This is a genomic window from Nostoc sp. NMS7, assembly GCF_017115085.1.
Classification (GTDB): Bacteria; Cyanobacteriota; Cyanobacteriia; order Cyanobacteriales; family Nostocaceae; genus Nostoc.
In genome coordinates, this window is record NZ_JABXKJ010000099.1 from 14968 (window position 1) to 27898 (window position 12931).

General features: G+C 42.4%; 7 protein-coding genes. 3 read left to right on the forward strand and 4 right to left on the reverse strand.

The features are described 5' to 3' along the window. Positions 1–4 precede the first annotated feature (4 nt). The gene (locus HWQ38_RS10655; protein WP_292793044.1) at positions 5–1318 is read right to left on the reverse strand and encodes a cytochrome P450; all 1314 of its coding nucleotides are present in this window, start codon (positions 1316–1318) and stop codon (positions 5–7) included. A gap of 350 nt (positions 1319–1668) precedes the next feature. On the opposite strand from HWQ38_RS10655, the gene HWQ38_RS10660 reads away from it, so the two are divergent. Then, positions 1669–2274 carry a VTT domain-containing protein gene (locus HWQ38_RS10660; protein WP_292793046.1) on the forward strand — a complete coding sequence of 202 codons (606 nt, stop codon included), beginning with the start codon at positions 1669–1671 and terminating at the stop codon, positions 2272–2274. Positions 2275–2414: 140 nt separating this feature from the next. Then, positions 2415–2600, forward strand: coding sequence for a hypothetical protein (locus HWQ38_RS10665; protein WP_292793048.1), 186 nt, complete (start codon positions 2415–2417; stop codon positions 2598–2600). Positions 2601–2730: 130 nt separating this feature from the next. Here the strand turns inward: HWQ38_RS10665 and HWQ38_RS10670 are convergent, their stop codons facing one another. Both HWQ38_RS10670 and HWQ38_RS10675 read right to left on the reverse strand, forming a co-directional pair. Next, entirely contained in the window at positions 2731–3765 is a 1035-nt protein-coding gene (locus HWQ38_RS10670) for a pentapeptide repeat-containing protein (protein ID WP_292793049.1), read from the reverse strand. 91 nt (positions 3766–3856) lie between these two features. Next, positions 3857–4738, reverse strand: coding sequence for a pentapeptide repeat-containing protein (locus tag HWQ38_RS10675; RefSeq protein WP_292793051.1), 882 nt, complete (start codon positions 4736–4738; stop codon positions 3857–3859). Between the two features lie 1234 nt (positions 4739–5972). On the opposite strand from HWQ38_RS10675, the gene HWQ38_RS10680 reads away from it, so the two are divergent. Beyond that, complete coding sequence (locus HWQ38_RS10680) at positions 5973–11342, forward strand: translocation/assembly module TamB domain-containing protein (protein ID WP_292793053.1); 5370 nt, start codon at positions 5973–5975, stop codon at positions 11340–11342. A 229-nt stretch (positions 11343–11571) separates the two neighbouring features. Here HWQ38_RS10680 and HWQ38_RS10685 read toward each other — a convergent pair whose 3' ends face one another. Next, positions 11572–12843, reverse strand: coding sequence for a pitrilysin family protein (locus HWQ38_RS10685; protein WP_292793055.1), 1272 nt, complete (start codon positions 12841–12843; stop codon positions 11572–11574). Positions 12844–12931: the final 88 nt, after the last annotated feature.

Below are 12931 nucleotides of genomic sequence, written 5' to 3' on the forward strand. Positions count from 1 at the left end.
TATTTCACCGAGGTTGAAATCGAACCCGTAACCCATCTTTGGGGCGATTGCTAGGAACTAACACTGTTTCTAAACTTTGATTGGGTAATATCTCCCAATGATAATTGCGTAGAAGGTGGGCAGCAATAATCTTCATTTCCATTTTGGCAAAAGCTATACCAATACAGATGCGTGGACCACCACCGAAACCAACTAAACTAAAAGGATACTTTTTGTGTTCTTGGCGCTCTTGACTGAAACGATCTGGATCAAAACGCTCTGGTTCATGGTAGATTTCCTTTAGGCTATGAGTTATCACAATTGAATAAAGTAACTGCCAACCAGCAGGAACGTGATAACCTTTAAACTCAAAGTCTTTAATTACACCACGAAACCCGCCTCCAATAGGTTGATGTAATCTTTCAACTTCCCATAGAACCTGCTCTAAATAGGGCATTTTCCCCAATTGTTCTAAATCTAAATTATCTTTACTTGCAAGTTGCAATTGTTCTTCTCTGGCTCTTTCGAGTACTTCTGGATGACGGGCTAACTCTACACACAACCAAGTCAGCATCGAAGTAGTCGTTTCATGTCCAGCGAAGAGTAACAGCACCGCTTGGGCAATGATTTCTTTTTCACTTAGACTGTTACCATCTTCATCTTTAGCTTTGATTAACAAGCTGATGGTATCTTGAGTTGGGTTTTGCTGACGTTCTCTGACAACTTGAGTTAGATGCTCTAAAATCTGATTACGAGCGGCTATAGCTTTACCAAATGTAGTAAATGGTAAAGACAACGGGTTAATAGCAAACAGCCCATTCGTCAAGGTTGTAAACAACTGGCTAAGGCGCACACATTCAGGCCCAGGACGCGTACTCAACAACAATTGACTGGCAATATCAAATGTCAGCTGTTTAAACTCTTGCAACCAAGTAAACTCCTGTTTTTTCTCCCACTTTTGGAGATAGCTGCGCGTAATATCTTCCATTGTGGAGACATAATTCGCCAGTACTGGACCATGCAACGTCGGCATCATCAAGCGGCGGTTTCTGCGGTGTTCCTCTCCATCTTGCAGAAAAAGTGATTCACCCAGTAATATCTTGAAATTATTAGGCCATCCCTCGCGCCAAGAAAAATTCTCCATTTGGCTTGACAAAACGAACTCTAACGCCTCCGGTCCTGCCATTACTACAGTTGGTCTGCCAATAAGATGAGTTTTGAAGATAGGACCATACTGGCGATAGCGCTTTTTGGCAAAATCGCGGTCGAAAACAAAGGAGAGTGTTTCACCTAATACAGGTATACCAAAGCTTCCAGGAGGAATTTGATTACTTTTCATATATTAACTTTATGTTGCTCCAACAACTCTGGGCAAGGCACTGCTTTGTCTACGCTCTAACTCGAAGCACTAGTATAAAACCGCAACGCAAACCGCCAAAACTGACTACGGATAGGTAGCTAGGAAAAAGTTAACACGATACTCCAATGGTGCGATCGCAGCACTCCAAAATAGTCTTAGTACGTTCAAATATCTTCACATCTTGCACCTTTAACCCAAAACCTGCCATATATGATCACATTTACCAAAATTACACAATAACTTTACGCAAATTTAATATTACTTTTTGTTCAGGAAAATTGCTAAACGTTAAGATGTTGTGGGTCTATTTTTGAAAGGTAAGAAATTCTATGCATCTGGATTTACCACAACTGATTAAATCACTCGGCTACTTTGGGGTATGGGCGATTGTCTTTGCTGAATCTGGCTTGTTAATTGGTTTTTTCCTGCCTGGAGATAGTTTATTGTTCACTGCTGGATTTGTCGCATCTCAGAATTTACTCAACATTTGGGTTCTGATTTTTGGTGCTTTTATTTGTGCAGTCTTAGGTGACAATGTTGGCTATTTTACTGGGCATAAATTTGGCAGAAGGCTATTTCAGAAGGAAGATTCATGGTTGTTTCGTAAAAAACATCTTATCAAAACCCAAGATTTTTATCAACAACACGGTAAAAAAACGATTGTTTTAGCACGGTTTTTACCTATTGTACGGACTTTTGCGCCGATTGTGGCTGGGATTGGTGCGATGCATTATCGAACATTTATGTCTTACAACTTAATCGGTGGGTTTCTTTGGACATTCGGCATCACCATATTAGGGTTTTTCTTAGGAAAATCTCTGCCACCTGAACAGGTAGATAAGTATTTGTTACCGATTATTGGATTAATTATAGTTGTTTCTTTAGTGCCATCGATTATTCATCTAATACAAGAAAATAGAGCAAACAAAAGTTGAAATATTTTTTGTAGCTCCCTAGTAGATGTATTTTTGTATAAATGTTTCTCAATTGCCACGGCTGTTTTGCTGGGAAGTAAATAGGACTTACGCACGAGTTACAGAATCACGAACCGCAGAGGCGCAGAGAAGCCAGTGCGTTGGGCGGGTTCCCCGACTTGTTCGCGCAGCGTCTCCCCTTGGGAGAAGCAACTGGCACGACACGGAGAGAAGTCGGAGCGGCGGCTTCCGCCGTTGGCGCAGCCCGCCGCAGGCATCTGAACTTCTCCCAAGGGGAGACGCTGCGCGAACGGTGGAAATCAGAGTTTCAGAGATATTTTGCGTAAGTCCTAGTAAAATTAAACTCTGACGTTAGCTAGGGATTAATCGCAGAATTAGCCCTTTTTATCAAAGAAGTGCCAACGTCTGTTTTTAGCCAGACAACATATTACACCCACGGCCGAGTACCTTGATTACTCAACATTGGTTTGGATTTTCTAAAGGCAAGCGCAGTCGTTTGCGAAATTCTGGGTTATAGCAGGCTTGATCCCAATTTTCGGCTGCTTTTAACTTTTGAAAAGTTAGGTGACGAGCGCTTTTCAAGTTGGCAGTCTTGAGGTTGGCACCTTCGAGGTTAGCACCTTCAAGATTGGCATTTTCAAGGTTGGCATTTTCAAGGTTGGCATTTTCAAGGTTGGCATTTTCAAGGTTGATGTTGGAGAGTTTGGCACCTTCAAAGTTGGCATTTTCAAGGTTGGCGTTAGAAAGCTTGGCATTTTCAAGGTTGGCGTTGAAAAGCTTCGCACTTTCAAAGTTGGCATGTTCGAGGTCGGCATCTTTGAAGTCGGCATCTTTGAAGTCGGCATCTTTGAGATTGGCATCTTTGAGATTGGCACCTTCAAAGTTGACATCAAATAAGTCGGCATTTTCGATTTGGGTACTTTGTTTGAGGTCAACTCTCTTGAGGTTGGCACGTTCGAGATCGGCACCTTCAAAGTTGGCACGTTCGAGGTCAGCATCTTCGAGGTTGGCACTCTTGAGGTCAGCACTCTTAAGGTCGGCACTGGTTAGGTCGGCATCTTCAAGATTGGCACTATTGAGGTCGGCACTCTTAAGGTCGGCACTGGTTAGGTCGGCAGTATTGAGGTTGGCACGTTTGAGTTTGGCGCGTTTAAGCTTGGCACTCTTAAGTTCGGCATCTTTGAGGTTGGCACTGGAGAAATTGGCATTTTCAAGGTTGGCACTGGAGAAATTGGCATCTTCAAGTTTGGCACCTTCCAGGTCGGCATCATTCAATGAAATATTATTCGGGGTTTTTCCAGCCTTAACCAGTTTTTCCAGCGCTTCAATTCTTGCTGTACTGTCTTTTTGTCCTTGAAGAGCTTCGACAGTATCCAAAAGTTGTTTTATTTCTATCTTTCTATATACAACATTTCCTACATATATTACTAAAACCACGAGGAGAATAGAAGCAAAACCAATTGACCTAAAGCGATTCTTTTTTACGTCCATAATACTTTGCTAAATAAAATCACAAACTCAACTTGATTGCTCCCGAAAGCTTCCCTCTTCAGACACAACTTCAACTGCACAATAAAATTGGTCAGCATTGGCTGGGATTTCCTGGAGGTAAGCCTAGTTGTTTGCGAAATTCTGGGTCATAGCAAGCTCTCTCCCAATTTTTAGCTGCTTTGAGCTTTTGAAGAGTTAGGTTTTGGGCATCTTGAAGGTTAGCACCTTGAAGATTAGCACCTTGAAGATTAGCACCTTGAAGATTTGTACTCTTGAGGTCGGCATCTTCAAGGTCGGCATCTTTAAGGTTGGCATCTTCAAGGTTGGCACTCTTGATGTTGACACCTTGAAGGTTGACACCTTGAAGGTTGACACTGTTGAGTTTTGCACTCGTGATATTAGCACCTTGAAGGTTAGCACCTTGAAGGTTAGCACCTTGAAGGTTAGCACTAGTGAAGTTGGTGCTGCTGAGGTTAGCGCCTTGAAGGTGGACATCTCTGAGATTGGCACTGGTTAGATTGCTATTGCTGAGGTTAGCATTGCTGAGGTTGGCATTAGTTAGGTTGGCACTGGTTAGGTCGGCACTGGTTAGGTCGGCACTGGTTAGGTCGGCACTGGTTAGGTCGGCACTCTTGAGGTCGGCACTCTTGAAGTCGGCACGTTCCAGCTTGGCACTGGTTAGGTTGGCACTCTTGAGGTCGGCACTCTTGAAGTCGGCATCTTCAAGGTTGACACTGGAGAAATCGACATCATTTAATGGAATATTATTCAGGGTGTTATCAGCCTTAACCAATTTTTCCAGCGCTTCAATTCTTGCTGTACTGTCTTTTTGTTCTTGAGCAACTTCAACACTATTCCAAAGTAGTTTTATTTGGATCTTTCTCACTACAACAATTCCCACAAGTATTACTAAAGCCACAAGGGGAATAAAAGCAAAACCAATCGGACTAAAGCGATTATTTTGTATGTCCATAATTCCATAATACTTGATTAAATAAACTCACAAACTCAACTCGATTGTGCTAGGTTTACACTTTCCTCCTTTTTAAATGCCTTGGCTTCATTTAGTTGTTTCTCTAGAAGCAAATAATCAGTTGATTCATTGGCTTGTATTATAGAAAAGCAAAAAATCCTGAATATGACTTACTCGCTTCGGTAATTTTATTAGTATCAGTTTTGCATTATCACACAGAGTCTTAATTGAGGCAAGAGTTTTGTTTTACTCGTGCTGAGTTTTAGAAATAAAGAAAGCCATCAAAAACTCTCTGTCGTACACAGAAGTTACGACGCTAAAACGAGATATTCAGGTGGAATTAATAAAGCCTCTGAAATACGTGGTGAGTTGATGAGAAAAAATTAAAGATAAGCAAAAGGCAGGTAATCCCACCTTCTGCAAATGAATAAATATATTCACGCTCAGATTTGCACATTGGTTTGACAAATCTATGACAAATTCATGACGCAAAGGTGACGAGATTGATTATGCTGCTTAAAAGTAGCAACTTGTTGACTGGTTGTATATAGGAAAGTGGCAATTTTAGACTAATCCTAAACTTGACTTTTTCCATTTACTCAAACCGCGACGCTTCAGTTGTAACTCATATTTATTTAAATACAGCAATCCTAATGCACTATACATAAGAATACCCAGATCCCCGACTTTTCGAAGAAGTTGGGGATCTAAATCCAGCTTCAGGAAGTGAGATTCCACTCTACATTACTCCCCAATCTTAGATTAATTACCATCGTCATCTATACTAAGTTAGATTCTACAGAGGTTGAATTTTATAACCAAAGTTGTATATACAGGAGTTATCACAAAGTAATTTAATATTCCCATATTACCTAAGTTTTGAAAACTAATTAATATTTAAGCAAATAAAATCTATCTAAATATAGTAATTTGAATGATTAGAGAATTATCTTAAAATATACAATAAAATACCATAAGCCAACAAAACTAATATCTGGTGACAAACTATTACTCGAAATATATTCAAGAATTACGCAAAATTATGAAATAACATAGGCGCATTTGCGGAGCGTCTCATTAGCGCAGCCTCTTTTAGAGAATAGAAGCAGGTTTCCGCAAAGTTCTTGCGTAAGTCTTAATATTGTGAAACCATAGCTTGTGACTTGCTGATACAACTGTAACTAGCCTGTCTCTCCCCTCACTCCAGAAAAAAGTACTGGTACTAGTAACGATCATGACGCCATCTCCAAATTCAGAAAATAATCAGAAACCATCTAATCGTCGTCCCTGGCTGCTGCTTTTAGGACGTACTAGTTTGGCTCTGGGTGGGGTTCTGCTGGTTGGAATTGGAGTTGGTGCTTGGTGGGCTAAAAACTATGTATATAATGATTTAGCACCGTTAGTCCAGCAAAATCTTCAGCAATTGCTTGGACGTCCGGTAAAAGTTGGGAAAGTTGAACGTTTTTCGCTCTCTAGTCTGAGATTTAGCTCTCTATCGATACCAGCAACTCCCAGCGATCAAGATCAGGTGGTAGCAAAAGCTTTGGATGTGCAGTTCTCGCCCTTGGAACTCCTCTTTAACCGAAAACTAGCATTAAATGTCACCTTAGTTCAGCCCAATGTCTACATTCAACAGGATAAAGATGGTGGTTGGGTGAGAGCGCAAATTAAGGCTGCGGAAGGACAAGGCTTTATTCAAACTGAGTTGCAGACACTTCAAATTCAAGATGGTGATGTGGAGTTGATGCCATTTGCCGCACCAACTAAACCGAAAGGCTCAGTAATATTAGATCAAGTTGGTGGTGTTGCCCGATTTTCAGATCGAAATCAAAGGATCGCTTATGACATAAATGCTCAACTCGCTAGGGGAGGGGGTGTTAAAATCGTTGGCGAAACCCAAGTAAAAGCTCAACAAACTAGCCTGAAGCTGCAAGCACAAAATTTACAAGCATCAGAGATAAGTCGATTAATTCAGTTGCCGATCGCTTTACAAGCCGGGTATTTAAATGCTGACTTAGGGGTTGAGATTCCAGCCAAACTGTCAGAAATAGCAGTTACGGGAACAGCTACAGCTAATCAAGTTACTGCTAAAATTCAAAATATTCCTCAGCAGGTTTCTAATTTTAATGGGAGTTTTGTATTTCAGGGTCAAACAGTTGCTTTAAATAATCTGAGTACGAATTTTGGTAAAGTTCCGATTCTAGCTAATGGAACAATTAATAGTAAAACAGGTTTTAATGTCTCGGCTCAGATAAAACCTGTTAACGCCAAAAATATCTTAGAGACATTGAATGTAAATTCGTCAGTCCCAGCTAGTGGCGAAATTCAAGCAAATATCCAGGTACGCGGCTTACTTCAGCAACCAGTTCTTAGCGGTACAGTCAGCAACACAAAACCTATTCAAGTTGACCGCGTTCAATTTAAAAGCGTCAATACTGATTTCCGCTTAAATGCATCTCAAACTGCATCTCAACTTACTCTTTCCAATCTGAAAATAGTCCCCGCAGCCGGTGGTGAAATTACAGGCGGCGGTGAAGCTAATCTGGGAGTTAAAAAGGATGTAATATTTAATGCTCAAGCTGAGGGAATATCAGGGGATATACTAGCACGCAGCTATGGCGTTACTTTACCGATCGCAGTTGGGAATGTTTCAGCAAAAGCCCAAATTTCTGGCTCACTTGGCAAACAGCCCTTGAAACTTGATATTACTAGTGTTCAGGTGACACCGCCAGCCGGGGGGCAAATAACAGCCAATGGTCAAATTCAACTGGCTCCCCAAGGTCAAGTAGGCGTAAATATTCAAGCTCAAGGTATCCCCGGAAATGCGATCGCTCAAGGTTATGGCATTTCAACTCCGATTAATGTGGGTGGGATATCTGCGAACGCTAAAATCTCTGGTTCTTTAGGTAGTCCCTTAAACGTGAATGTGGCTCGTGTTCAGGCAAATCCAGAAGTGGGAGGGCAAGTCACAGCCAACGGTCAACTTCAGCTTGCACCCAAAGGTAGGGTATCATTTAATGTGCAAGCAGAAAATTTACCAGGGGATGCGATCGCCCGAGCTTACAAAACTTCACCCTCGATTACCATTGGGAAGGTATCGGCAAATGCGAATATTTCCGGCACTCTGAGTAATCTGCAAACAGTAGCGCGGGTACAAGTGCCTACCGCCACCTATCCCACTAGCGGACGAGTTGTTGTTACCAAACAAGGACAGAATATCGTTTTCCCCGATGCCGTTTTGAACGTAGCAGGTGGGACAATCAGGGCTAGTGGTCAACTTGCACAAGAACGCTGGCAAGGAGTTGTCAACACTTCGGAAATTCAACTCAACCGTTTCTCACCCCAACTGCGAGGACGACTCAATAGCAACATTCAGTTATCAGGCACAACAAAATCTTTCCAGCTTGCAGATATTCGCGCCGCCGGAGAAATCCGCCTTCCCCAAGGGATAGCACTGCTACAAAAACCCCTGACAGCCCAATTTAAGTGGAATGGACAGCAGATTATAGTTGAAAACGCAAGTACCCCAGGAGTGAGTGCTAATGGGGCGATCGCGATTCAGTCTCCCCCAACTGGCGCACCCCAAATTGCCGGATTTAATTTAAATGTACTGGCGCAGAATTTCAACTTAAAAAATACTGGCTTCAAAGTTCCTGGTGACGTCGCAGTAGCAGGGCTAGTTGATTTTAATGGAAAAGTTACAGGTACTCCAGATGTTCCCCAAGCTAATGGTAATATCCGGTTGCGGAATTTCCAGGTGAGTAACTTGGCATTTGACCGACTTTTAACCGGAAACGTGAAATTTCAAGGGGGACAAGGTGCAAGTCTGCAACTAGCCGGGAAGCAAGATCGGATTGCGCTGAACCTGGGTGCAGATTATCGTCCCACTTCATTTTTAGTTAAACGTGATGGGGCAGTTACCACAGGAAAAACTGAGGGAGATAACTTGCTCATCAACGCCCAACAGTTTCCCATCGCTCTGATTGGGGGCTTTTTACCGAACAATCAATTGAAACCACTGGCGGGGCAATTATCGGGGAATTTAGTTGTCAATCTAAATAATTATGCAGTTGCGGGAGACGTTGCGATCGCCGCGCCTCGTGTTGCGAGAGTTGCAGCCGATGAATTTCGCGGTACGATCAATTATGCCGATGGTACTGCTAGCTTGGCTAATGGTCAATTGCGGATTGGAGATACCAACATCGCCCTGAGTGGAAATGTGCAAACAGGGAACGATCCGCAATTTAAATTTCAAGCTAATTTTGATCAAGCCAAAATCCAAAGACTTTTACAAGCGTTCAATGTCTTCGACTTTCAAGACTTTAATACCGGGTTACAGCCTCCGAAGTTGGCTAAAGCAGAAGTACTTAACACTGAATCTATTAGTTTGCCCGATGCAGATTTAAAAACACAGTTAGCATATTTCTCAAAAGTTACCGCATTGGCAGCAAAACAACAGCAAGTAGAGACAAAAAAAACTCTATCTTTGCCCACCCTTGCAGAATTAACGGGTGCTTTAAGTGGAGCAATTACAGCCAATGGCTCGTTAAAATCTGGGTTGAATGTCGGCTTTAATTTTCAAGGTGCTAACTGGCAATGGGGTGAATACTCCATCAATCAAGTTGTTGCTCAAGGCACTTTTGCCGATGGTATTGTCACACTTTTGCCCTTGAGTGTGGGGATAAATCAAGGATTAGTGGCGTTTTCAGGACAGTTAGGAACTGAGCAACTATCTGGAAAGTTAAATGTAGCAAGTTTACCTTTATCACTTTTAGAGCCTTTTATCCAAAAATACCCCATCGATATTACTGGGAAAGTGAATGCTGATGCCACATTAGCAGGTAGTTTAAAAGATCCTAGTGTGAAAGGGCAAGTGGCGATCGCGGATGCGACTCTCAACAAGAAACCTGTGCAAACAGGAAAAGTGAACTTTGATTACAACAAAGCTCGCTTGAATTTTGATAGTACCTTATTAGTCACAGGAACGCAGCCAGTTGCGATTACAGGTAGTGTACCGGCTCCTTTGCCTTTTGTGGCAGTGCAACCAGATAGCAATCAAATCAACATCAATGCCAATGTGCAGAATGAAGGATTGGCACTGTTAAACGTGTTTACCAACAATCAAGTCGCCTGGGTAGACGGTCAAGGAAAAGTAGATTTAAATGTTCAAGGTACTTTAAACGAACCGATTATCAACGGAAATGCCACACTTAATAATGCAACTTTTAGCGCTCAAGCTTTATCTGATCCTCTAACGAATGTCACAGGAACAGTACAATTTAATGGTAAAACGCTGAATGTCGCAGGTATCCAAGGCACGTACAATAAAGGGCAAGTCACAGCATCAGGCATCCTGCCAATTTTTACTCCTGGGCAAGCCGCAGCGAATCCCCTAACAGTATCAATTGCAGATAAACTCAATTTTAAGGTTGCAGGACTTTATGAAGGCGGTGTTGGCGGCGATATCGTAATTCGCGGAACAGCGTTAAAACCTGTAATAGGTGGAGAGATTAAACTCAGTGATGGTCAGGTGATTATTGGAAACTCGGCTACTACTAAGAAAAAATCAGCAGCGACAGCAGAAGCTAACCCTAAGGTCATAAATAGAGAACCGATTAACCCTAATGTCACACCTACACCAGAGAATAGCGCTAACCCAGTGATTACAGCAGAGAGTAGCACTAGCCCCGTAACTGCACCTAATTTACCTCTAGAGTTTGCAAATTTAAAGTTGATTTTAGACAAGAAGATTCGTGTTACCACTCAGTCTCTATTGAGCTTTGTACCCGGAGGAGCCGCATTCAGTCAGCCCCTATTGAGCTTTGAAGCCAAAGGCGACTTGACGATTAATGGTACATTAGCCAAGCCGCTTCCTGAAGGAGTCATTCGTTTGACAGGAGGACGAGTGAGCTTATTTTCTACTGAGTTTACCTTGGCGCGGGGCTATGAACAAAGTGCGCGGTTTATTCCAAGTCAAGGACTTGACCCGACTCTCGATGTCCGACTGACTGCAATTGTACCGGAAGCATCGGCAAGGAACACTCAAATTTTGGAATCGCCATTGTCTGCTGAAGTCAGCGATGTTTCTGCAAACAACTTTGGGACTTTACGTACCGTTACCGTTCAAGCCAGGGTGAACGGGCCAGCTAGTAAATTGGGTGACAGTCTGGAACTGACGAGTGAACCTAGCCGTAGCCGGGGAGAAATAGTTGGTTTACTGGGTGGCTCGATTCTGGGTTCTTTCGGTCAAACAGATGCAGGCCAAGGGCTGACTAATTTCGCTAGTTCTACCATTTTAGGTGGTTTGCAAGGAAGTATCACTGCGATCGGACAGGCTGTAGGTTTCAGTGAGTTTCGGATATATCCGACTCCATCTACTAATACTAATAAAGCAGCGATCGCTTCAGTTCTTAATTTATCAGCAGAAGGTGTGTTTGACATCAATAGAAATGCATCTGTTTCTTTATCACATACTCTTTCTAACAATGATGACTCTTTCGTTTACAATGTGCTATATCGACTTAATGACGAAATTTTGATGCGAGGCTCAACTGATTTGGGGGATGAAAATCAGTTCCAAGTTGAGTATGAAACCCGATTTTAGATTACGTACAAATTCATCATGATGTGTATTAACGATCTTGAGGTTGTTTTAGGCTTTTATTAATTATCCTTTGATCGTAAATAGACCATATTGTGGGGGTTTAGCAATGCTAAACCCCTACGAAAGATGTGGCTTTTCACTTATATATATTTACTATTTATTGTCAATGCGTAAGTCCTAGATTTGATCCTCCCTAACCGTTCTCAAAAAGCCGAAAATTAGAATCAGGTTATGCGATCGCTCCATTAATTGCTTCTTCTTGACCAACTAAAGATAAGTAAGGTGATTTTAAATACTTACAAGCTGCGGCGATCGCATCCTTGGCACTCACAGCCGCAATCAATTCTTGGAACTTGGTGTCAAAATCAATTCCTAAGCCCAAAATTTCATACCAGCCGTATATTTGAGCGATTTGCCCATTCGTTTGTTTACCCAAAGCGTACTGCCCCAGAATCTTATTTTTAGCAGCTTGCAAGGCGCTTTCGGATACTTCTGTGGTACATAATAAATCTACCTCTGTACGCAGTCCCTCTAGAGCAATGCTAGTATTCTCCGGTGCTGTACCCATGTAAACCACAAATGACGCTGGAAATAGCCTTGTGGAGTAAAAGGCGGATACTTCGTAAGCTAAACCTCGTTTTTCTCGCAATTCCACAAACAAGCGACTAGAAAGCCCATTTCCCAAGTAGGTACATAGCAACTTTAGTGGGGCGTAGTCAACAGAACTTACCGATGTTCCCAAATAACCGAGCATGACAATTGATTGTTGTGTCTGTACTGGCTTCAACCTTACCTGCGGTTCCACCTTAATTTCAGGTAAATTTAGTATTGGCAGTGCTTGGGCTGTAGTTTGCCAATCACCAAAAACTTCTTCCACCAACGCGACTGCATCTGTAGGTGTGACTCTACCAGCAATACTAATTACTAGATTATCTGGACGAAAATAAGTTTGGTGATATTCCACTAAATCCGCACGAGTTAAGCGGCTCATGGTAGTTTCATCTCCCAGCACTGACATAGAATAGGGATGATTTTGGTACATTACCTGCCGCATTTGTTCAAAGGCGACATTAAAGGGTTGCTCTTTTTGGGAACGAATATCTTGGAGTGCTAAACGTCTTTCTAATTCCACTTGAGTTTCGGGAAAAGTAGGCGATCGCAAAATCCGCCCTGCCAATGCTAAAATTTCCCCAAAATCGGATGTTACCGTTTTGAGAGATAGCAAAAAATAATCAGTACTGGCATCTGTACTCAAACTCGCCCCTACAGACTCAACAATTTCGGCAATTTCCAAACTAGAAAGACCATCGCATCCCTTTGTCATCACTGCTGATAGTAAATGTGCCAACCCTGCTTGCTCCCGGTTTTCCTGACAACTACCGGCACGCACAAAGATTCGCGCCGCAATAATATCCGCAGCCGGATTTTCTGCCACCAGCACGACAATGCCATTGTTTAATACAGTGCGATGGATAGGCGATTTTTGCAGCAAGGTTGTCATTTATCCTTTGTCCTTTGTCATTTGTCATTTGTCATTTGTCAAAAACTAATGCCCCATGCCCCATGCCCAATGCCCAATGCCCAATGCC